Origin of the sequence: Chachezhania sediminis (assembly GCF_009765275.1) — a bacterium.
In the GTDB taxonomy this organism is placed as follows: Bacteria; Pseudomonadota; Alphaproteobacteria; order Rhodobacterales; family Rhodobacteraceae; genus Chachezhania; species Chachezhania sediminis.
Genome location: NZ_VOPH01000002.1, coordinates 236,170 through 257,433 on the forward strand (window position 1 = coordinate 236,170; position 21,264 = coordinate 257,433).

At 63.4% G+C, this 21,264-nt stretch carries 18 protein-coding genes; 11 read left to right on the forward strand and 7 right to left on the reverse strand.

The window, feature by feature from the left end:
- Positions 1-226: 226 nt before the first annotated feature.
- Positions 227-1,018: a hypothetical protein gene (locus FQK05_RS06090; protein WP_158965021.1), complete on the reverse strand. Its 792-nt coding sequence runs from the start codon at positions 1,016-1,018 to the stop codon at positions 227-229.
- Positions 1,019-1,282: 264 nt separating this feature from the next.
- Entirely contained in the window at positions 1,283-2,677 is a 1,395-nt protein-coding gene (gene ahcY, locus FQK05_RS06095; RefSeq protein ID WP_158965022.1) for an adenosylhomocysteinase, read from the reverse strand.
- A 174-nt stretch (positions 2,678-2,851) separates the two neighbouring features.
- On the opposite strand from ahcY, the gene betC reads away from it, so the two are divergent.
- Complete coding sequence (betC, locus tag FQK05_RS06100) at positions 2,852-4,360, forward strand: choline-sulfatase (protein WP_158965023.1); 1,509 nt, start codon at positions 2,852-2,854, stop codon at positions 4,358-4,360.
- Positions 4,361-4,368: 8 nt separating this feature from the next.
- Here betC and FQK05_RS06105 read toward each other — a convergent pair whose 3' ends face one another.
- A complete protein-coding gene (locus tag FQK05_RS06105; RefSeq protein WP_158965024.1) occupies positions 4,369-5,049 on the reverse strand; it encodes a TetR/AcrR family transcriptional regulator in 681 nt (226 codons plus the stop codon).
- 143 nt (positions 5,050-5,192) lie between these two features.
- Here FQK05_RS06105 and FQK05_RS06110 point away from each other — a divergent pair, with 143 nt between their 5' ends.
- From FQK05_RS06110 to FQK05_RS06150, 9 genes are all read left to right on the forward strand, one after another.
- Entirely contained in the window at positions 5,193-6,362 is a 1,170-nt protein-coding gene (locus tag FQK05_RS06110; RefSeq protein WP_158965025.1) for an HlyD family secretion protein, read from the forward strand.
- On the forward strand, positions 6,359-7,930 hold the full coding sequence (locus FQK05_RS06115) for a DHA2 family efflux MFS transporter permease subunit (protein ID WP_158965026.1): 1,572 nt from the start codon (positions 6,359-6,361) through the stop codon (positions 7,928-7,930). The genes FQK05_RS06110 and FQK05_RS06115 overlap by 4 nt, the downstream gene beginning before the upstream one ends.
- Before the next feature lie 94 nt (positions 7,931-8,024).
- Complete coding sequence (locus FQK05_RS06120; protein ID WP_158965027.1) at positions 8,025-8,429, forward strand: DUF302 domain-containing protein; 405 nt, start codon at positions 8,025-8,027, stop codon at positions 8,427-8,429.
- 326 nt (positions 8,430-8,755) lie between these two features.
- Positions 8,756-9,607, forward strand: coding sequence for a helix-turn-helix domain-containing protein (locus tag FQK05_RS06125; protein ID WP_158965028.1), 852 nt, complete (start codon positions 8,756-8,758; stop codon positions 9,605-9,607).
- Complete coding sequence (locus tag FQK05_RS06130) at positions 9,597-9,980, forward strand: hypothetical protein (RefSeq protein ID WP_158965029.1); 384 nt, start codon at positions 9,597-9,599, stop codon at positions 9,978-9,980. Before FQK05_RS06125 ends, FQK05_RS06130 begins: the two co-directional genes overlap by 11 nt.
- A 274-nt stretch (positions 9,981-10,254) precedes the next feature.
- Complete coding sequence (locus tag FQK05_RS06135; RefSeq protein ID WP_158965030.1) at positions 10,255-11,694, forward strand: hypothetical protein; 1,440 nt, start codon at positions 10,255-10,257, stop codon at positions 11,692-11,694.
- Entirely contained in the window at positions 11,691-12,059 is a 369-nt protein-coding gene (locus tag FQK05_RS06140; RefSeq protein ID WP_158965031.1) for a hypothetical protein, read from the forward strand. The genes FQK05_RS06135 and FQK05_RS06140 overlap by 4 nt, the downstream gene beginning before the upstream one ends.
- Positions 12,060-12,173: 114 nt before the next feature.
- The gene (locus tag FQK05_RS06145) at positions 12,174-12,653 is read left to right on the forward strand and encodes a DUF6634 family protein (protein WP_158965032.1); all 480 of its coding nucleotides are present in this window, start codon (positions 12,174-12,176) and stop codon (positions 12,651-12,653) included.
- A 113-nt stretch (positions 12,654-12,766) separates the two neighbouring features.
- Positions 12,767-13,159: a hypothetical protein gene (locus tag FQK05_RS06150; RefSeq protein ID WP_158965033.1), complete on the forward strand. Its 393-nt coding sequence runs from the start codon at positions 12,767-12,769 to the stop codon at positions 13,157-13,159.
- Between the two features lie 505 nt (positions 13,160-13,664).
- Here FQK05_RS06150 and FQK05_RS06155 read toward each other — a convergent pair.
- The 4 genes from FQK05_RS06155 to FQK05_RS06170 form a co-directional block, all read right to left on the reverse strand.
- Entirely contained in the window at positions 13,665-16,157 is a 2,493-nt protein-coding gene (locus FQK05_RS06155) for a hypothetical protein (protein ID WP_158965034.1), read from the reverse strand.
- Entirely contained in the window at positions 16,157-17,287 is a 1,131-nt protein-coding gene (locus FQK05_RS06160) for a hypothetical protein (RefSeq protein WP_158965035.1), read from the reverse strand. Before FQK05_RS06160 ends, FQK05_RS06155 begins: the two co-directional genes overlap by 1 nt.
- The gene (locus FQK05_RS06165) at positions 17,281-18,198 is read right to left on the reverse strand and encodes a hypothetical protein (RefSeq protein ID WP_158965036.1); all 918 of its coding nucleotides are present in this window, start codon (positions 18,196-18,198) and stop codon (positions 17,281-17,283) included. Before FQK05_RS06165 ends, FQK05_RS06160 begins: the two co-directional genes overlap by 7 nt.
- A gap of 75 nt (positions 18,199-18,273) precedes the next feature.
- Complete coding sequence (locus FQK05_RS06170) at positions 18,274-18,885, reverse strand: NUDIX domain-containing protein (protein WP_158965037.1); 612 nt, start codon at positions 18,883-18,885, stop codon at positions 18,274-18,276.
- A gap of 41 nt (positions 18,886-18,926) precedes the next feature.
- Between FQK05_RS06170 and FQK05_RS06175 the strand changes: the two genes are divergently transcribed.
- A complete protein-coding gene (locus tag FQK05_RS06175) occupies positions 18,927-20,816 on the forward strand; it encodes an AAA family ATPase (protein ID WP_158965038.1) in 1,890 nt (629 codons plus the stop codon).
- Positions 20,817-21,264: the final 448 nt, after the last annotated feature.

Below are 21,264 nucleotides of genomic sequence, written 5' to 3' on the forward strand. Positions count from 1 at the left end.
CCCGGCCAGGCGTCGAATGTTCCCGCCGTAGCGGACGAAAAGCCCCCGTGACCGGGGCCCGCATTTCCCACAGGGTCGCCACCGACGGGTATCTGCAACACCAAGGTGGCGGGAAAGACCGGCAACGAAAAACCCGCGCCGGGGGAGGCGCGGGTTTTCCCGTCCGGGGGACCGGACGAAGGGGCGGTCCCCCGGGCAGACCGGGCAGGACCGGGGAGAGGACCTGTTACGAGCCGCTCATCGTGTCCGGCTTGTCGGCGCCTGTGGCCGGCATCGTGGTGGTGCCGGTCATGACTTCGGCCATCGACAGGTCGTGGGGCAGGCCCTCGACACCGGCCTCGTCGAATTCCGGCTGCTCCATCAGGGCGTCCTTGGTCGTATCGAGCGTGAAAAAGGTACCGTCCTCGCTCAGCTTGAATTCGGACATCGGTAGGGCGACGGTGTATTCACCCAGGCCCAGGAAGCCACCAATGCCGATCACAGCCGACGGTGCACCGGCGGGAACGACGACATAGTCGATTTCGCCGATCGCCTTTTCTTCCGGGTCATAGACAACCATACCCACGACGTCGCCCACGGTCATCTGTTCGATGCTGGTGAACTCCCGCTCGCCCATCAGGGCGTCGCCGGCATTGTCGGCCGCGTTCGCGATGTCGTCAGCCGTGTTGTCGGCCGCATTGGCGATGTCGTTCACGGTGTTCTCGGTCGCCTTCGCGGCGTCCTCTGCCGTGTTCTCGGCGGCGTTGGCGACGTCATCGACGGCATTGCCCGTGGCTTCGGCAGCATCCGAGGCCATGTTCTTGGCACCGTCAACGGCATTGCTCGCGGCATCCTTGGCAGCCTGGACCGAATCCTCGACACGGGTTTCGGAATCGTTCACGCCGGGACTGACCTGCGCCGAAGCGGCCGGAGTTTCTGCATTCATTTCAGCATCTTGCTGCACGGCCGTTCCCGCCAGGGCGGTGGTCGACAGCAGGGCGGCAACGGCGGTACCGGCGGCGATCTGTTTGAAGAGCATGATTTCCTCCATCGTTTGCGTTCAGTTGGGGAAACAGCGTCCGACGACGGGAAATGTTCCGGAAAAGATCCGGCTACAGGGCCCGTTTTTCCGCCCCTCTGCCCGCGGGCCCTGGCGGTTCGGGGCATGGTCGGAACCCGCAGAAACCACGTATCCGTCTGTATCCAAAAGAATAATGCAGGCCCGAAACGAAACCGGCCGGCCCCTGCACGACATGTGCAAGAACCGGCCGATCGTTTTGTCAGGATCTGGCGAAAGCCCGGATCAGTAGCGGTAGTGGTCCGGCTTGAACGGGCCTTCCGGGGTCACGCCGATATAGGCGGCCTGTTCGGCCGACAGCTTTGTCAGCTTCACGCCGATCTTGTCCAGGTGCAGACGGGCGACCTTTTCGTCCAGGTGCTTGGGCAGGACATAGACCTTGTTCTCGTAATTCTCGCCGCGCGTGAACAGCTCGATCTGGGCCAGGGTCTGGTTGGTGAAGGATGCCGACATCACGAAGGACGGGTGGCCGGTGGCGTTGCCCAGGTTCAGCAGGCGACCTTCGGACAGAAGGATCAGACGATTGCCCGAAGGCATCTCGATCATGTCCACCTGGTCCTTGATGTTGGTCCACTTGTGGTTCTTCAGGTTGGCCACCTGGATTTCATTGTCGAAGTGGCCGATGTTCCCGACGATGGCCATGTCCTTCATCTCGCGCATGTGCTCGATGCGGATCACGTCCTTGTTGCCGGTCGTGGTGATGAAGATGTCCGCGATCGGCAGCATGTCTTCCAGCGTGGTGACCTGGAAGCCGTCCATGGCCGCCTGCAGCGCGCAGATCGGGTCGGCCTCGGTCACCACGACACGGGCACCGGCGCCGCGCAAGCTGGCGGCCGAACCCTTGCCCACGTCGCCATAACCGCAGACCACGGCGACCTTGCCGGCCATCATGGTGTCGGTGGCGCGGCGGATGCCGTCGACCAGCGATTCCTTGCAGCCGTACTTGTTGTCGAACTTCGACTTGGTGACGCTGTCGTTCACGTTGATCGCGGGGAACGGCAGGTGGCCCTTCTCCATCATCTGGTACAGGCGATGGACGCCGGTCGTCGTTTCCTCGGTCACGCCCTGGATCATGTGGCGCTGCTTGCCGAACCAGCCGGGGTTCGCGGCCATGCGCTTCTTGATCTGGGCGAACAGGGCCACTTCCTCTTCCGAGGTGGGCGTTTCGATCAGGTCCTTTTCACCTTCCTCGACGCGGGCGCCCAGCAGGATGTAGAGCGTGGCGTCGCCCCCATCGTCCAGGATCATGTTGCAGCCGCCTTCGGGGAAATCGAAGATCTTGTCGCAATAGTCCCAGTATTCCTCCAGCGTCTCGCCCTTCACGGCGAAAACGGGAACACCGGACTTGGCGATCGCGGCGGCGGCGTGGTCCTGGGTCGAGAAGATGTTGCACGAGGCCCAGCGGACCTCGGCCCCCAGTGCTGTCAGCGTCTCGATCAGGACGGCGGTCTGGATCGTCATGTGGAGCGAGCCGGCGATGCGCGCGCCCTTCAGAGGCTGGGCGGCCCCATACTCCTCGCGCAGGGCCATGAGCCCCGGCATTTCCGTTTCCGCAATATCCAGCTCCTTACGGCCGTATTCGGCCAGGGCGATGTCCTTGACGATGTAATCTTCGGTCATGGCGGTGCTTGGTCCTTGTCTCTGCGGTCCTTGGCGGACTTATCAGCCCGAAAGACGACTAGCAACGCGCAAGCCCGTGCAATGCAACCTATGCGTCCATGGGCCCCGCACGATTTCCCGATGGCATGCGAAGCGACGCGGAACTAGGCTGCGCGGAAACGCGGAAAGGCCCCCATGACAAAGCCCAACATCCTGATCCTGATGGTCGACCAGCTGAACGGCACGCTGTTCCCCGACGGGCCCGCCGACTGGCTGCACGCGCCGAACCTGAAACGGCTGGCCGCGCGGTCGGTCCGGTTCGAAAACTGCTATACCGCCTCGCCGCTCTGCGCACCGGGGCGGGCGGCGTTCATGTCGGGGCAGTTGCCGTCGGTCACCGGGGTCTATGACAACGCCGCCGAATTCCCGTCGGACCTGCCGACCTATGCCCACCACCTGCGCCGGGCCGGATACCAGACAGCACTTTCGGGCAAGATGCATTTCGTTGGCCCCGACCAGCTTCACGGGTTCGAGGAACGCCTGACCACCGACATCTATCCCGCCGATTTCGGCTGGACCCCGGATTACCGCAAGCCGGGGGAGCGGATCGACTGGTGGTATCACAACATGGGGTCCGTCACCGGCGCCGGCGTGGCCGAAATCACCAACCAGATGGAATACGATGACGAGGTCGCCTACGAGGCCGTCCGGAAACTGTATGACCTGTCGCGTGGCCATGACGACCGGCCGTGGTGCCTGACCGTCAGCTTCACCCATCCCCACGACCCCTATGTCGCGCGGAAGACGTACTGGGACCTTTACGAGGACTGCGAGCATTTGCAGCCCGAGGTTCCGGCGATGGCCTACGAGGATCACGACCCGCACGCGAAACGGATCTTCGATGCCAACGACTGGCGGAACTTCGACATCACAGAAGAGGACATCGCAAAGTCGCGCCGCGCCTATTTCGCCAATATCTCCTATCTCGACGACAAGATCGGCGAAATCCTGGATACGCTGGACCGCACGCGGCAAGAGGCGGTGATCCTTTTCTGTTCGGACCACGGCGACATGCTGGGCGAGCGGGGGCTGTGGTTCAAGATGTGCTTCTACGAAGGATCCGCCCGGGTGCCGATGATGCTGGCCGCGCCCGGTCTGGACCCACGACACGTCACGACACCGGTCAGCAATATCGACGTCTGCCCGACGCTGTGCGATCTGGCGGGGATCTCGATGGACGACATCGCACCCTGGACGGCGGGGGAAAGCGTGCTGCCGCTGGCACGGGGCGGCGACCGGACCAGCCCCGTCGCCATGGAATACGCGGCAGAGGCCAGCCAGGCGCCGCTGATTTCCCTGCGCACGAAACGGTACAAGTTCAACCGCTGCGCGCTGGACCCCGACCAGCTGTTCGACCTTGACGCCGATCCGCACGAGCTGACGGATCTGGCGAACGACCTCGCCCATGCCGACGCGCTGGAAGAACTGCGGGCGATGGCCGATGCCCGCTGGGACCTGGACCGCTTCGATGCCGAGGTGCGGCGCAGCCAGGCGCGGCGCTGGATCGTCTACGAGGCCTTGCGGAACGGGTCCTATTATCCCTGGGATTACCAGCCGCTGAAGAAGGCCAGCGAACAGTTCATGCGCAACCACATGGACCTGAACGTGGTCGAGGAAAACCAGCGATTCCCTCGCGGGGAATAGAATAGGGGTCAGGTCTTCGGCGCGCCGTAGGCCGCCATGAAAATGCGCACCGCCTCGGCCGTGTTGCGCTCGATCTCCTCGGGGCTGGGCGGGTTCGGTTCCTCGCCGAACAGGCGCCGACGCCAGAGCCCCGAGACGGTCAGGTCGATAAAGACCTGCCCCGCTTGGATCGGATCCTCGACGGCCAGCGTCCCCGCTTCCCTTTCGCGGACCAGCCAGTCCGACAGGGCCCGCATAGAATGGGTCGCCCCCGCCTCCCAGAAGCGTTTCGCCAGCCAGGGCATCCGCTCGCCCACGCCGATGATGATGCGCTGTGCCCGGATCACCTCTTCCGAGGTCAGAAGCGTGCCCAGCGCGATCCCGTATTCCGTCAGCAGTTCCTCGACCGATCCGGCCTTGGCCAGCCGCGTGCCAAGGTTCAGGAAGAACAGCCGGCGCTTTTCCTCGACCAAGGCGACGAACAGGTCCTCCTTGTTCTGGAAGTATACGTAGAGCGTCCCCTTCGACACGCCCGCCGCCTTGCAGATGCTGTTCATCGAGGCCGCGTCGAAGCCCTGTTCCATAAAGACACGCCACGCCCCCTTCAGGATCTGCTCGCGTTTCCGCGGATCCTCTCCTGCCGCGTGCCGCTTGCGGGGTTCGTCGTTGCAGGCGGTCTGGATCGTCGTTTCGGTCTGGGTATCGGTCATGGCGGGCCCCTCTGCGCTTCGCCAAAGATAATCGAACCGACCGGTTCGATAAACCCCTTGAAGCGACTCGGGCTCCGCCCTAAGTGTGGAACGAACCGTTCGGTTCGATTGAGAGCAAGCCAAAGACCGAAGGTCCGTCCCCCATGTCGCGTCACGACCGCATCGACAGCACCACCGCCAAGACCGCCCCCACGCCCCCCGCGCCCGAGGCTTCGCCGCCCCCGGCCTCCGGGGCCGACGCGACCAAGGCGAAGACGGGCGGCAAGAAGAAGGTCTTCCTGGCCATCGCGCTGGCCGCAGTCCTGGGCGGCGGGTACGCCGGGTACGAATGGTGGACCACTGGCCGCTTCATGATCGACACGGACGACGCCTATGTGCATGCCGACCTGTCGATCGTGTCTTCGCGGGTTCAGGGCTATGTCTCGGAAATCCCGGTCGAACCCAACCAGCACGTGAAGAAGGGGGATGTGCTGGTCCGGATCGACGACGGCGACTACCGGATCGCACTGGACCAGGCAGAGGCGAAGCTGCCGACGCTGGACCGCACGCTGGACCGGATCGACGCCCAGATCGCGGCCGCCGAGACCACGGTCACGCAGGCACGTGCACAGTTGGATGCGGCCGAAGCCTCGCTTCGCAACGCCACCTCGGCCGCCAAGCGGGCCAAGGGGCTGGCGGAACGCAACATCACCTCGCAGGCGACGCTGGATGCCGCGAACGAGGCGCTGGACACCGCCCTGGCCAACAAGGCCGCGGCCCAGGCCGCCATCGCCGGCGCACAGGCGCAGGTCGAGGTGCTGAAGGCCCAGCGGGACGAAACGGAATCGGGCCGCGCCGCGTTGCAACTGGATGTCGACCAGGCGAAACGCGATCTTGACCTGACGGTCCTGCGCGCGCCCTTCGACGGCATCGTCGCCAATGTCGCGACCGAGGAAGGCGAACTGGTCAGCCCCGGCGCCCGTCTGGCCGCCGTCGTCCCGGACGAAGGGCTTTATGTCGAAGCGAACTTCAAGGAAACACAGCTGGAAGGCATCGTCCCGGGCGAAACCGCCCATATCACGATCGACGCGTTCGACGGGCACGAGATCGAAGGCAAGGTCGTGTCCATCGCGCCTGCCACGGGTTCCATCTTCTCGCTGCTGCCGGCCGACAACGCGACCGGCAATTTCACCAAGATCGTTCAGCGCGTCCCCGTCCGGATCGAGCTCCCGGCCGGCACCGAGGGCCTGCGCGCCGGTCTGTCGGTCATCGTTGAAATCGACCGCCGCACGGCACCGAAGGCCGATGGCCGACTGGCGGACGCCTCGGAATGAGCACTGCGGTGGAAACAGATTTGGAAACGGGTGAACCCGAACTGACGCCGCGAAAGATCGCGGCGTTTCTCGTCATGGTCTTCGGCATGTTCATGGCGATCCTGGACATCCAGATTGTCTCTGCCTCGCTGCCGGAAATCCAGGCGGGGCTGGGCGCATCAAGCGACGAGATCAGCTGGGTCCAGACCTCCTACCTGATTGCCGAGGTCATCATGATCCCTCTGTCCGGCTTCCTCGGCCGGATGATGTCGACGCGGCTGATCTTCGCGATCTCGGCCGCGGGTTTCACCGCCGCGTCCTTCCTTTGCGCCACGTCGTCGTCGATCAACGAGATGATCCTGTGGCGCGGCGTCCAGGGCTTCCTGGGCGGCGGCATGATCCCGTCGGTCTTTGCCGCGGCCTTCACCGTCTTTCCGCCTTCGAAACGGTCGCTCGTCTCTCCCATGATCGGCCTTGTGGCGACGCTGGCGCCGACGGTCGGCCCGACCGTGGGCGGGTTTCTCAGCCACACGATGTCCTGGCACTGGCTGTTTCTGGTCAACGTGCCCGCCGGGATCCTGGTCACCATCGGCGCGCTGACCCTGATCGATTTCGACAAACCCAACTGGAAGCTCTTCGACAAGTTCGACTGGCTGGGCCTTGTGGCGCTGGCCTGCTTCCTGGGCGCGATGGAATACGTGCTGGAGGAAGGCCCCGGCAACGACTGGTTCGATGACGAGATCGTCTTCGTCCTGTTCTGGGTCATGGTCATCGGCGGCGTCACCACCTTCTGGCGCGCCTTTACGCGGGACGAACCAGTCGTCGACTTTTCCGCCTTCGCCAACACGAACTTTGCCGTGGGATCGGTCTTTTCCTTCGTGATGGGGATCGGGCTTTACGGGATGACGTATCTGTACCCGCTCTACCTGTCCTCGATCCGCGGCTATGACAGCCTGATGATCGGCCAGACCGTCTTCGTGTCCGGCGCGGCCATGTTCCTGACGGCGCCCTTCGCGGGCCGGATGTCGGCCAGGATGGACCTGCGGCTGATGCTGCTGCTGGGTTTCGTCGGATTCGGCTATTCGTCCTGGATGCTGACCCACATGACGGCCGAATGGGACTTCTATGAACTGATGTGGCCGCAGATCCTGCGGGGCTGTTCGCTGATGATCTGCATGGTCCCGATCAACAACCTGGCCCTGGGCACGCTGCCGCCGGACAAGATGAAAAGCGCGTCCGGGCTCTACAACCTGATGCGGAACCTGGGCGGGGCCGTTGGGCTTGCGATCATCAACACGGTCCTGACCGACCGCCGCGCACTGCATTCCGCCCGGCTGGAGGAAGCGCTGAACTGGACCAATACCGAGGCGCTGCGCCAGCTGGACCTGATGGCCGCCAACCTGTCGGCCCAGGGCGTGGACGGCACCCGCGCGGCGCTGGTCCAGATGGGCCAAAGGATCGCGCAGCAGGCGGCGGTGATGTCCTTCATCGACGTCTTCCTGCTGCTGACGGCGATCTTTGCCGGACTGGCGGTGATGGCCCTTGCGATGAAGCCGCCGCCCAAGGACGCCAAGGTCGACGCACACTGACGCAGGCCGCACATCTGGCAATCCGGTCCGGTCAGGACCATGTTTCAGGTCAGGGACGCAGGTCCCCGACCTGATTCAACTTATGGGGCAGACCATGACCGACCTCGGCTTTACCGTGACCCTGAACCAACCTTTCGACACAGCGCTGGACACCGTGATCGCGGCCCTCGGCGCCGAGGGCTTCGGCGTCATCTCCCGCATCGACCTGGACAAGGCCTTCGCCGAAAAGCTGGGCGAAAGCTTCCGCCGTTACACCATCCTGGGTGCCTGCAACCCCAAACTGGCGCACAAGGCCGTGGGCGCACGTCCCGACGTGGGCCTTCTGCTGCCCTGCAACGTGACCGTGGAAGAAGACGGCGTCGGCGCCATTGTCCGCATCGTCGACGCGGGCCAGATGATGAGCATGGGCGACCTGTCCGGGACCCCGGCGATTGCCGAGCTCGCCACCGATGCCGGCGCCCGCTTGGACCGGGTGGCCAAGGCCCTTAAGGCCGCCTGACGAACCTGCCTGCGGCGGGGCGACACGCCCCGTCTATCAGGCCCTGGCGGCCTACCGGAACGCCCGCGCCCCGTGCTTCTTTGAAAAGAGTGGTGAGCCGTGCAGGACTGTGCGGGGGGAGATAACTCAACGGCTTGCAATGGCGAACCGGAAAATTCCACCCTTTGATATGATTGGGCTTTTCGGGCCTCTGACGAACCGTTTCAGGGGACCTAGAAACCGAAAGGCCGCTGACTGGGCTGGCACCCGAGTCAACGGCCAAATCGAAAAGTTTGCTCAGTTTGGATACCAGATCGCGCCCGTGATCGCAATCGCGGGAGGGGCCGATGCCTGAGGTTCTGCCCTTCTGCAAGATCAAGCTGCAATACCTGCTGGAGATGGTCACCGACCACGACCTGGACGACAACGCCTTACGCGTGGCCCTCTACCTGGCACTGGCGCATGCAGACCACGAGACCGGCGAGAGCCGCCCGTCTTTCGAGACCATCGGCGCGGCCATCGGCAAGCACGCCAAGTCGGTCAAACGGGCGCTGAACAAGGTCGAGGCGGCGGGTTACATGACCGTGGAGCGCGGGACCTACAAGGGGAAATCCTCGCGCTACCGACCGACGAAAGCGGCCATGCGGCGGGCCACCGAGCGTCGCCGGGAGGGGGACAAGGTTGTCCCGCTTAGCCGCGCGAAAGGGGGACAATCCTGTCCACAAAGCGGGACAGACCTGTCCGGCAAAGGGGGACAGGATTGCCCCCCGAACAGAGAACAAGAACCTAGAAAAGAACAAGGGCGCGCGTCCGCGCCGGATTTGCCCGATGAACGGCAATCCGGCGGAACGCGCCCGGACCTTGTCTTCGTTCCAAGGGGCATCTGCTTTGTCCGGGACTGGGACGCGCGGCTGGCCCAGGAAGGGATGACGACGCTGGAGCGCAGCCTGCCCCTGTCACCGCACGAGCATCACCTGGGCTTCTGGCTTCCGGCCCGGACACCGGCCCCAGTGGGCAGTGCGGAATGGCAGGCGCAGTTGCGCGTTCTGCGGGATGTCATCCGTCAGTCGCAGGACGGCACATGCCCCGCGCCGTCTGCGCCACTCATCGCGTCCTTTGCACCGCGTCAGATGCAGCGCGCATCGCGTCTTGGGCAGGATTTTGCCCCAGCCGTAGGGGGGAACCGCCATGCGATCTGAGAAAACAGCAAGGCGAGATCGGCCGACCTCGCTCAAGCTGGCCCGGGATGCGCTGTCCGAGGTGACGGCGGCCGAACTGCTGACGGCGGTGAAGGCCTACGCCAAGCACTCGGCCGGGCACACCCGATCGAAGGTCAGCTTTTCGGACAACTGGTTCAGGCTGGGGAAATGGCGACCCTTCGTCGAGGCGGCCAGGGCCGAGGCGCACAGGCCGCAAGAGATCGCCGAGAGGCAGCTCAGCGACGCGGCCGACGCCATCCGCGAGCGGAAGGACTGGATGTACCGGCACCTGCCGGAGGACAGGGTTTTCCAGGCGGTGCAGCGCGGGCTGATCACGCGGGAAGAGGCCCAGGCAGCGGGGTTCCTGCGATGACCAGACCCGGCATGATCCCAGCCTTCGCTTCGCCAACGGACCCCGCCCCGGGGCAGTCCGCGCTCCCGGGACACCCCGCAAAAGCCTGCCGACGCGCCACCCCCATGGCTGGCGGAGAAGGGCTTCTGCAGTCGCCATGGGCGGCTTCGATCCGGGACGAATCGGCGGCGCAGCCGCCTGGCTGGGTGCAGGGGCGCAGCGCCTTGCCCGACGTGTTGCTTGCCAACACAGTAGTCGGTCCATATTGCGTTGCCCGGGGAACGGAGGTCGCAGCATGAGCGGCCCCCAGTTCTTCCACCTCCAGAGCTTTTCGCGCAAGGCCAACCCCGCCGGCCAATCGGTCGAGCAGGTGCTGGCCGAAGCGGCCCGCGTCCCCCGGTTTTCCACCCACGTCCCCTCCCCTCGTTCGCCGCGCGTCGTCGCGGGTCTGCACCCGGCGCGGATCAAGGAGCGTCATGATGCGATGGTGGAGGCCGGGCGGATTTCCGTGACGCTGGCCGATGGCTCGACCAAGGAGCGCGGCATTCGCAAGGATCGGCACACGCTGCTGACCTGTGTGGCCTCGCATCCGCTCCTGTCCAGCCAGGTCGAGGCGGACGCGGAAGCCCGTCGGAAATATGAGACCTGGGTTGAGTACAACCTCGCCCATTTCCGGCGGATGTTCGGCGACAAGCTGATGGGCGTGGTCGAGCACCTCGATGAAGAGCACCCGCATCTGCACGCCTTCGTCCTGCCGACGGATGATCCCACCTGTTCCGCCCGCGACCTGAACCCAGCCTGGGCCGCGAAGACCGAAGCCGAAGCCGCCGCCCGCGAGGCCGGGCACGATGCAAAGGCCGCGGTGAAACTCGGGAACAAGGCCTACAAGGCCCGGGCGCGGGAGCTTCAGGACGAGTACCATCGCGAGGTCGGCATTGCCGCCGCGCTCACCCGGCTGGGTCCGAAGCGAGAAAGGCTGTCCCGGGCAGAGTGGCGCGCGCGAAAGGCGGCTGCGGAGCAGGATGCGCTGCTGCTGAGGGAGATGGAGGATCGTGTCTCGGCGCTGGCCATCCACGAGGAAGAACTCTCGGCCACGGAGGAGGAGATCACGGCCCGTCTGGCGGAGCAGCTGGAACAAGCCGCCCTCCTGGACGCCGAGGCAGAGGCGAAACGACAGAGCGCCTCGACCGAAAGCGACGCACTGCTCGAGGCGGCCCGCCGTGATCGGGAGGCGGCAGTGGCCAGGCTGGCCACTGCGGAGGCGGAGGCAAGAAGGCTGGAAAACCGTGCCCGGAAGAAGGCCGAGGAAGATACCGCCGTGGCCGACGCCTATCTCCTCGACGCCAAGCGGAAGGCTCGGCAGCTGCGGCTCGACGCCGAGCGCAAGATGGAGGAGGTCCACTCCCAGGCCGATTCCTTTCGCCGGGACGGGGTGCATGAGGCCTTCGAGCTGGCCCGCAAGCTGATGATCGGCGTGCTGACCGGTGAAGTCGCGCCGGCGCCAAGGGGGGAAGGCTGGACCATCCACGATGAGCGCCTGAAGCGTCGGGTCGGAGAGCTGGGTGTCGCCAGCTCCCTGGATCGTATCCTCCAGATCGTCTCCCGGTGCTGGGAGCTGATCAAGCGCCACCTGAAACCGGCTGCGGCCGAGGCTGAATTGAGCGACCTGGTGGAGGATAAGCTCCCGATCGGGCGCGATCCGCTACATCAGCCCGAGAAGGGGATCGAACCATGACCCGAGAGCTGGACGCCCGGATCGGAGAGCTTCGGGCCAGACGAAGCGACACGATCCGGAAGACGGAGGCAGAGCTGGCAGAGATCCAGGCTGAGCTCGAACGGCAGATGACGGCCTTCCGCAAGGAGGTGGCGGCTGAGGCAAATCGGATCGGTGGCGACATGCAGGTCACCGGCCGAAGGGTTGTTGCGGCGGAAAAACGGCAAGCGAAGCTCGAGGCAGACCTCGCCATCCTAGGCAAGGAGAGCGGCCTCCTTTTGCGGAGACACAAGCGTCTTGGTCTGGGCATATTGCTGGGAAGCGTCCTGCTGGGCGGCGCCTTCATATCCCTGGCGCTCTGGGGGGCACCGCATTGGCCCTATTGATCACCTCGGCGATGACGGGATCAATCATGATCGGTTGCCCCGATCACGACGCGATGCACTATTCAAAGGCACGACCGGCTGCCATCGGACAAGGGGGCCTGAAGAATGCGACACATGAGCTGTGAGGATTGGTTGTCCGCTATCGAGCAGGCCGAGGCTGGGCCGAACTCAGGTGACATCGATGGCGCCCCGATGATCGACAACTGGTTCCTTGTCTGGCGCGACGGTGATGCCATCCGGGCCGACGGCGACGTGAGCGGCCACCCAGAGATTTCAGACCCATGGGTGACGACGTCTCCTGTGCTGGGTTTCCGGTACGATTTCGACCTTGAGGCAGGCTGGTTGCGGACAATGTCGCGCTGGTATCGCCTTGGTCGGCTGAGGGCGGTGCCGGTTGCGTCACCTGATCCGCAGGCAAAGCGGAGAGAAGCTCTTGATGCCGCGCAGGATCTGCTCAGACGACTTCGGGAGGCTTGGCGAGACCAAGTCTCGTCGGGCGGACGACCAGTGGCAACTGAACTGCCAGAGTCGGAGACGGTTGGGGGCGATTGGCCGAATGAGCCCCTTGGCCCGGTCACGGGCCTCTTCATCTAGCGGGAGTCAGTTGTGCCCGGAAACGTTCGAAAGATCATGGGAAACGCCGTCTCAGACTCGAGGCGGCCCTTGTTCTACCTGTGTGGAAGAAGTGCGAACTTGGAGAGACGCTGATGTCAGAGATAGGTGGCAAATACCTTTTCGGAACTTGGCTGAGCGCCACTGAAATCGCAAATCTTGCAGTCTGCGCCGACGTGTCAGAACGGGGCGAAGCATGGACCGCGGAAGCGAAGGACGCCGTCTACAAGCAGCTCAAGCCCACGATATCACCGCACATCAGCTCGCGATCCCGCGGCGGTGCCGGGTCCACGAGAAGCCTCGACCAAGCCTATCAGCTCCTCCTGCTTGACCTGGCCACAAACGGAATGGACGCGCCCGAAGCCGTCATGCGGAAGCTCCTGACGATCTGGGCTCTGGAGACGTTTGGTCGCAGCACTGCGCTATCGGGGTTCGATGATGGTCAAGTTCTCGACGCCGTGCTCGAGGAACTCGGCCTGTCATCCTAGTTGCACCCAGAAACTGGCTAGGTTCGGCCCGAACTGGTCATGCGGCGGCATAGCGGCCAGGGCCAGTCTCCATGGCGGGCGACTTGGTATTCGGCCCAAAGGAGCCATTCAACTCCCTTGCTCGGCGCGGTCGGTTCTGGCCCGAAGCCGACCTTCGTGATGGCCAAAGCGGAAGACCGTCTTTATCCCAGCCACCACTGTGCGCCGCACAAAGTGAGAGTTCGACCTAAGACTAGGAGCTTAAAACTGTCTGAGGTGACAGTGGCATGGCCTCCGCAGAAAGCCTCAACCGCACGCCTTCAACCCAAGCATGGCCGACACATCGTCCGGCGTCCGCATCTCGATCCTCCCCGACACCACCGTCGGCGAAAGACCTTTCCTCAAATCGTTCATCTTGGAACCTCCTCTCCACAGGAGGGGGCAGTTCCTCATGTCGACAGGGGGTCAGTTTGCCGTGTCGCCTGACACGTGGCAAATTACCTTGATGCTGCCCGCATGCACCGTGTCAGGCGCGGGCGGCGCAAAGCTCCAGCAGCGATTGACCTGCGCTGCGAAGTTCGCGCGCGATGACCTTGTCCAGCCCGTGCAGATCTGCGCCGCCGCCGAGTGCGGACAGTTGGTCGTGCAGATCCTGGACCTCTTGCACAGAGGCGCCATTCAGGAACGCATCGACTAGATCCAGGAAAATCCGGTCGATATCCGTCACCACCGCCTCGTCCGAGGCGTTCAGCCAGGCAGCCCGCTGCGCCGCGATCTCTCGGGATAGGTCAGCATCTGTCACCGTGTCGGGGATGTTCAGCGAATTGCCAGGAACCATGTGACCGATGGCATCGAACACGCACAGGTTCAGCGTTGCCTGACGCAAGATATACTTCCGCGCGCGGACTTCCTGCTCGTTCAACTCGCCTGGGTCGAGCCCGTCGATTATCTGCAGAGCGGAAACGAACGCACTTCGCTGCTCGTGCAGCGCGGATGCGTTCAGCCGCTCCTCACCGGCTTCAAGGCGCCGCGCCTGCTCGAACAGCTGAACAGTGGCGCGCTCGGACAGTGCACGGGCCCGGACCAAAGCTCCGTAGGCGCAGCTGATCGCCCTGCCCCGCCGTTCGGATTCGTCCAGCGAATCCCGCGCCCGCTGGAAGAAATCACCCTTTGCCATCCGCATGCGGCAGGCATAGCCCAAAATGTAGGCCGCCTCGGCATAGGCCTTGTCCAGCATTGCATCTGGATTCGCCGATGCCTCGGCATGGATCGCGTTGTGTGCGCGCTCTGCGAACCAGACCGCTTCGCTCCAAGCATCGGCATAACAGGCAAGCGCCGCGCATAGAAGCAGGCCTTTCCAAGTCTCTTCCTCTGACAGCCGGTGGATATTTTCGTCGATCTTACGCCTGTGCTGGTCGCTTCTCGGCTTCTTCAGTTTCTGTGCGGCTTCATACACCGAGCCATCCGTCAGGACCGACAACTCGACCAGCAGCGGCAACCGGTTCCGGTCCTCTCTGCCCTCGCCCTTTTGGCGCAGGCTCTCCGACAACGCCACCAGACCACGACGAGCCGCCCAGTACAAGCTGACGCGCTGGATTGCCAGCGTCGTTTCCAGTTGCTCGCGCTGCAACGGATCGCTCATCTCGTCGTGTTCGGCGCGAAGCTCAGAGCGCAGGCCCCGGGCGAAATCCGCCCTCGACTGCAAGAGTCGCCTGTTGACCAGCAATGTTGCCCGTCGAAGACGGTTCCACTTGTCCTTCAACTCGTCCGACTGCTCCCGAAGCTGGTCGTCGTCCGGCAGTCGCTTGTTAGAGATCTGACCCACTTTGCTTTTGAAATTCTCCTTCGATGTCCGGACGGCCAGCATCGCCATATCCAGAGCGTCTCGCTCCGAACACCGTTTCAGCGCAAGCGTGGCTTCCGCTGCGGCAACCACCTCGTCGAACAAGGACTCGTCGGTGATCTGGTTCGGCATGTCCGCCTGATTGAGCATCGGCACGAATTGACCTGGATGGCGCAGATAGTAGGATTCCGAGAAATCGCCTGTCTCTAGGTCGATCTGCGTGGCATCTATCCCCTGCTCATGGGCGTAAAGCTTCGCCTTCCGTTTGTAGTACACCTCGTGCAGGTGCTTGTCGCCTGAAACAAGGCAGTGAATGGTCCTATCACCGGCCTCGATCGATGCCCTGTTCAACGCTTCAATCTGGGCTATGGCAATTGCGTCGTTGCGCGCCGCTGATGGGCTTTTCGCAAACTGTTTGAGATCTTCATGCCAGGGCTCCAGCGCGTCGATATCCTGAATCTCCGCGGGAAGATGCAACGCCGGCTCGACAGGCCGCGAAAACCGGAACCTGCGCACCATCGCACGTTGAAGAATTTCGGTGTCCTCAAATGTCGCGGAGATATCGATGACATGACCGATCTTGTTGAGATCCAGATTTGGCTTGTCGGCACCGTTCCGCACCGCTTCATTGTACTGATCAAGGTAGGCCTTCCGAATCTTCTTGGCCCTCGCATGCGCCGAATCGTACTCGGCCAGCAATTTCTCTTTGGAGGGTTTGCCCCGCTCGGCATCGGCCGGCCATGCCAACCCCTCGTTCACAAATTCCGTCAAGCGGGCCGCGAGTTCTTTCCAATGCGGTTCCAGAATGAAGCGCCGCACGGATGTTTCCGCTTCGGGCCGCGGCGATTTACGCAATGCGCGCGCCTTCGAATGCAGCGCATCGGAAAAAAGAAACTCCCCCGTCAAGGCTGCCTCAGCGACCTCCTCGGCCGAAATGGGATCTCCGATGTTCGAAATATAATCCCTATTGTTCGCCTCACTGTCGGGCGAACCTAAAGGCCAGGCGAACCTTCCCGGCCAAATATAAAGCGCAAGAATCACGCCGGCATCGATGTAATACCGCACATCGCCGCCGTCGCAGACGTAGTCAAAGTCGCGATCATTGAAATAGGCAAGCCCCCGAAACCTTGCGGCCTCGTAAAGGAAATCATCAGCGTCCGAGTTGGATTGCGCCATCAGCTCTCCTCCCCCTCGAAGGCAAGGTTCGCGAACAAATCATTCCCGTCCTTAAGTGATGCCTTACGCTTGGGTGTCGGATCTTCGAAAGCCGAGTTTTTGAATGCTTCATCATAGTCGTCAAGTATCACCATCTTCTCGCCCGACAACTCCGCGAACTTGCGGTTGAGGTCGCTCAACGACAGGCTCCCTAGGCCGGGCCGCGCATGCCCGGTCTCCGCCTCGTCGAACAGCGAATAGCTCCGGTCGCCAAAATGAATGGCTTCGTTGTGATATCGCAACGGTGCCTCAGGTCCAGTAAACAACATCTTAAGCGCTTGCAGTTCCAAGGGCGGCCCGCCTGCCAAAATATGCGCCGCATCGCGAACGACATCGACAAAGTCGGCCGCCTCGACCAGTGCCCGCAAATTTACCCGTCGTACGATCGGCTTCGCATCCGCGAAGCGCTCGCGATGCTGAGCCAACAACATAGGCCACTGATCCGGCATCGCACGGACACGTCCGACGCAGACTATCGGGCCAAGGGAAGCGTCCCACAAAACGGGATGGCCCTCGATGTTGCTCAGGATCCAGTCGGCATAGGATTCGAGGACCCCTGCACTGATCGCCAGATCGACGAACCGGTACCCGATCTCAGCCGAGCTCGCTGTTCCATCTAGCCGCTTCAGCCGTCCCGCACGTAACAGCTCGGATGCCGCTCGCACCCCCAGGACCGAACGCCGCTCGGTCAGAATCTCCAGCAGAAGGCCAAGAGCCCCGACGCCGTCGCCGTCCTGCCAACGGCGCACCGCTTGCGCCGAGGCGCATTCGAGATGCGCCGTAGCGAAACGTTCGGTTGCCGAAGCGCCCTCGCGGCGGGCCGATATCTCGCGACGTTCAGCGGCGTACAGAAGCACCCCGACGAAACTGACATCGTCGTGATGCTCAAGTGGGCTCAGCGCGGCGCTCAGCGCCAATGAAGTCTCGCCGGTGCCGCGGTTGCGCGCCTCGGAGACGGCGGTGGCATAAGCCTGTGCCGCGTCGAGAAGCCAATCGGCCAGCGCCGCCTCGCTCAGCTCGAACAGCGCGGCCTCGGCCTGATGGTCGCCTGCCACCTCGCCGTGCGAGAAGCCTTCCTTGTCCGTCACCATCCCATGTACTGCCTCACCGTGGCGCTCGCAGTTCCCGGTAGCGCGCCGTTTGACATGAACGCCAGAATACTCCGCTCATCCACCGACGCGGCAGGCGGCTTACCAAGAAGCAAGCAGCGCTCGACCCGCGTCGCGGCCATGCTGCTCAGCACAATTTCCGGCCCGCCCTCGGCCGGGACTGTCGGATCGTCGAGATGCGCGAGGTTCAGGGCGCGGTTCCACCCGTCGGGATGCGCTGTTCGGGCGAATAGATGAAAGCACGGGTTGTCGATCCCGTCGAACAGATAAGGCCGGCATATCTCGCCATTATGGTCTTCGGCTGCATTGGCATCGAAAACCAGCAGGACCGCATCGCGACCACCGAGATGCGACAGCCCCAGATGGTCGCGCAGCGCCTTCACCTTTTCCGGTGACAGGGGGCCGCGGCCATTGACCTCCGGCACGATGCGGCTCAGATCGTCGAAGCGCGTCGCCCAGAAGATGGCCCGCTGCCGCGCCGCCGGCGTCGGCCCTATCTGTGCACCCGCGAAATCTTGCGAGGTGGTATTGGCCACGTCATCGGGATCAAGCTTGGATGGCGCGCTACCATAAGTGCCGGTTAGGAATTGAAAGGTCGGCGCCTCGACCACCGTGGCAAGCCTGTGTGGCCGCTCCAGCGTGCCCTTGTCGGCGAAGAACCAGAAGCGCGGTTCCGCGAAGATGATCGGGGCGACCAGACTTTTTTTTATGTCCAGTGCGCCATCCGGGGTGCGGGCAAGTCGCGACGCCAGCGCCATATCTCGGCATTGCTCCAGAAAAGCGGACAGCTTTTCTTTCAACTCGGGCGTGTTCGCCTCGGCGATTGCACGGGCAATCTGGGCCAATACGATCTGCCCCCGCGTACATCCGTTAAGTTCGTTCACAAAAACCATGCGCATCTCGAAATGGGATGGCTTGAGCTTTTCGCCGCGCCGCCCCCCTGTCAAGGAATTTGGCCGGCGCCCCACTTAGCCTACGGCCAGGGCGCCGGGAAGATCGCCGCGCAGCAGCGAAAGCTCCAGCCATTGCAGCGCCAGAACCGTCTTGGCGTCCTGTACAACGCCATCACGTAGCCACGCCAGGGCCTCGTCCACGGACAGGCGCAAGACGCGGATATCCTCGCCTTCCGACGCCAGACCCGCCGTTTCAGGTGCATCGGGACGCAGCGCGATCAGCCCGTGAAACACGTGGATCCGTTCGGATGAGCCGCCCGGACTGGGATATACGGTGGCGATCGGCGTCAATGCCTTGACCGCATGGCCGGTTTCCTCGTCCGTCTCCCGTTGCGCACAGACCTCGGGCGTCTCGCCGTCATCCAGGATGCCGGCCGGGATCTCGGCCAGCCAGCCCGGCCCACGGGCCGCGGTCGGGGCGCGGAACTGCTCGCACAGCAAAACCATTCCCGCGACGGGATCGTGCGGTAGCACCGCAACACTGTCGCCCCGGTCCAACACCAGCCGATGTATCTCGGGACCCATTCCACCGGCATACAGTTCGTGCCGAAGTGTCAGTTCCTCAATCCGGAAAATGTGTTGCTCGAAGACTATTTTTCGTTGTGAAATCTTGATGCGTCGGTCCAAGCTTGCCTCATTTCCAGTTTGACACGACATTGAGGTGGGAATTGACAACGCCGATTGAAACCTCCGCATCTTCCAAAGATCTGCTCGACCGCGCAATAAAATATGTCAAGACCGGCAACGGACTTGACGACTGGACCACCAAAGTCGCCGGCTTGGTTCTGCCCACTGGGAACCGCGCCGCCGATGAACGCGTGCGCCAAATCGAGCACATCATCGCCATGCTGCAGGCCTATCATGACCGGCCGGCGCCGAAACGGCCGCTGTCGATCGCCGTGTTCGGTCCCCCTGGCTCGGGCAAGTCATTTTTCGTGGACCAGATCGCCGGCCATGTGACGGGTTGCAAGCCGCAGGAAACGGCGAACCTCACGCAGATCGAGCGCCCAGAGGATTTGGCCAAGCTCTTCGCCAAGCATCCCGAGCCGGGGGACGAAACCGCCGAAAAGGCTGAAGGCACCAATCGAATCACGCCAGTCTACTTCTTCGACGAATTCGATGCCGCGCTAAACGGGGCGCCGCTGGGCTGGCTGCGCTGGTTCCTCGCACCGATGCAGGACGCCACGGTTCAGATGGGGGCCAACATCGAAGGGGCCAGCGTCACAAAGCATGTCAAAAGGGCCGTTTTCATCTTCGCCGGTGGCACCGCCGAAACCATGGACGAGTTCAACCGTCGCGCCCTCCTTGACCCCGACGCCTACCGCGCGCGCAAGGTCCCAGATTTCGTCAGCCGTCTGCGCGGTGTCGTGGATATCGGCGGGGTGAACGAGGACGGCGACGACCGCATTGTGCCCCGCGCGCTGGTTCTGCAACGACTCCTGAAGAACCGGGCCGACCTGCCCGACGACGAACGCCTGCAGCAGCTTCTGTCCTACGGCCATTTCGTGCACGGCGTCCGCTCGATGGAAACGCTCCTCGATGCGGATTGGGGCGCAAAGAACGGGCTCTATCTACCCAAAGCTATCGAAAGCCGGCACTTCAGCCGCGGCGCGCTCGACGGACAGATCGTCGGCATCTCGGCAGGGCTGGAAAAGGACGACTCCGGTGCGATCCTGCCCGCGTTGACGCGCCGCCTTCTGGGCAACGGCGCAACGCTGGCTTATGGCGGCGCCTTCGCCCCGTCAGGGACGCTGGAACAGGTGGTGACGGCGGTGCGCGAGGCGCCGCCGGACCTGGTCTCCGGCCGCAACCAGAAACGCGTGCGCAACTATTTGGGGTATCCCGCCTCTCTCAAGGCTAAAAACGGTATCGTCACGGCCGACCACGCACTGATCGAGTTCATCACTCTCGAAACCCTCGACCGAGAAGAGCTGCGCGATCTCTGCGCGCCGACCGAAGGGTATTTCGACGCGATGCCGAAACCGGGCCACGACTTCGACGACTACAATCCCCACCTCCAACTCGCTTGGGCGATCAGCCTGTTTCGGCTGCGGGTGCGCCTGTTGCAGGATGTCAGCGCGCTGGTGGTTCTGGGAGGCAAGGACGACGGCCGCAGCTGGGGCCGCGTGGCCGGCATCGCCGAAGAGGTGATGATCGCCCTCGCCCTGGGCAAACCCATCTACGTATTGGGTCAGGCCGGCGGCGCGGCGCGCGAGGTCGGGCGGCTTCTGGGCCTCGACCATGCGCCGGTGAACCCGGACAGATGCCTGGCGCCGGCAGCACGTGGCGCCTTCGACAAGCTGCTGACGCAATACGAGTCGAGCTTCACAATCCCGGGGCTCGAGGACGGTCCACATACCCTCAAGGCCCTGAGGAAATTCCTGTTCCATCGCGGCGCGACGACCAACGCCTGGCCCTGGAACGGTCTGACGCTGGAGGAGAACCGTATGCTCTTCGACTGCCCGATATCCGGGCCGAAGGCGGATATCGACGAGGCCGTCAAGCTGATCCTGCAGGGACTGTCCCGCATCGAATGGAAGCCCGTACCCGCAGGATAGGAGACATAGCGTGCCGAACTGGCCCGTTGCCACGCTCAGCCGGACAACGTCCAGCACAGTCCGCGTTCGGGCGCCCTGCTTCGCTGTGATAGGCGGCGGCGTGCCTTCGGCGCGGCGCGGGCGAAGGCCTCGTAAGGCACTGTCAGATGAACGGGCAGGTGATCGAACGGAGCGGCTTGCGGCACCGCTGCGGCCGACTCGCTCTGGTGAGACGGTCTGCCCGGTAGAGACGGCCCATTGCCGCCGGTCATCAGTTCGCCCATGTGGCAGCGTGGCTTCCCCGAAGCGGCCGTTCACGGCTTAGCGCAGCAAAAATTTGGAACAAACATCACCGGTGACCACCTCAGCCAGAACATCAAACACGCTCAAGTGCAGCATCATACATTTCATTTGAGAAACCGAAAAACACATGCTTTCTGTCTTAACCTGTCTTAACGGCGTTGTTATT

Bases quoted from the DNA above. Each gene is read 5' to 3' on its own strand.
- FQK05_RS06090 (WP_158965021.1), bottom strand. From the start codon at position 1,018: ATGCTCTTCAAACAGATCGCCGCCGGTACCGCCGTTGCCGCCCTGCTG.
- ahcY (WP_158965022.1), bottom strand. From the start codon at position 2,677: ATGACCGAAGATTACATCGTCAAGGACATCGCCCTGGCCGAATACGGC.
- betC (WP_158965023.1), top strand. From the start codon at position 2,852: ATGACAAAGCCCAACATCCTGATCCTGATGGTCGACCAGCTGAACGGC.
- FQK05_RS06105 (WP_158965024.1), bottom strand. From the start codon at position 5,049: ATGACCGATACCCAGACCGAAACGACGATCCAGACCGCCTGCAACGAC.
- FQK05_RS06110 (WP_158965025.1), top strand. From the start codon at position 5,193: ATGTCGCGTCACGACCGCATCGACAGCACCACCGCCAAGACCGCCCCC.
- FQK05_RS06115 (WP_158965026.1), top strand. From the start codon at position 6,359: ATGAGCACTGCGGTGGAAACAGATTTGGAAACGGGTGAACCCGAACTG.
- FQK05_RS06120 (WP_158965027.1), top strand. From the start codon at position 8,025: ATGACCGACCTCGGCTTTACCGTGACCCTGAACCAACCTTTCGACACA.
- FQK05_RS06125 (WP_158965028.1), top strand. From the start codon at position 8,756: ATGCCTGAGGTTCTGCCCTTCTGCAAGATCAAGCTGCAATACCTGCTG.
- FQK05_RS06130 (WP_158965029.1), top strand. From the start codon at position 9,597: ATGCGATCTGAGAAAACAGCAAGGCGAGATCGGCCGACCTCGCTCAAG.
- FQK05_RS06135 (WP_158965030.1), top strand. From the start codon at position 10,255: ATGAGCGGCCCCCAGTTCTTCCACCTCCAGAGCTTTTCGCGCAAGGCC.
- FQK05_RS06140 (WP_158965031.1), top strand. From the start codon at position 11,691: ATGACCCGAGAGCTGGACGCCCGGATCGGAGAGCTTCGGGCCAGACGA.
- FQK05_RS06145 (WP_158965032.1), top strand. From the start codon at position 12,174: ATGAGCTGTGAGGATTGGTTGTCCGCTATCGAGCAGGCCGAGGCTGGG.
- FQK05_RS06150 (WP_158965033.1), top strand. From the start codon at position 12,767: ATGTCAGAGATAGGTGGCAAATACCTTTTCGGAACTTGGCTGAGCGCC.
- FQK05_RS06155 (WP_158965034.1), bottom strand. From the start codon at position 16,157: ATGGCGCAATCCAACTCGGACGCTGATGATTTCCTTTACGAGGCCGCA.
- FQK05_RS06160 (WP_158965035.1), bottom strand. From the start codon at position 17,287: ATGGTGACGGACAAGGAAGGCTTCTCGCACGGCGAGGTGGCAGGCGAC.
- FQK05_RS06165 (WP_158965036.1), bottom strand. From the start codon at position 18,198: ATGGTTTTTGTGAACGAACTTAACGGATGTACGCGGGGGCAGATCGTA.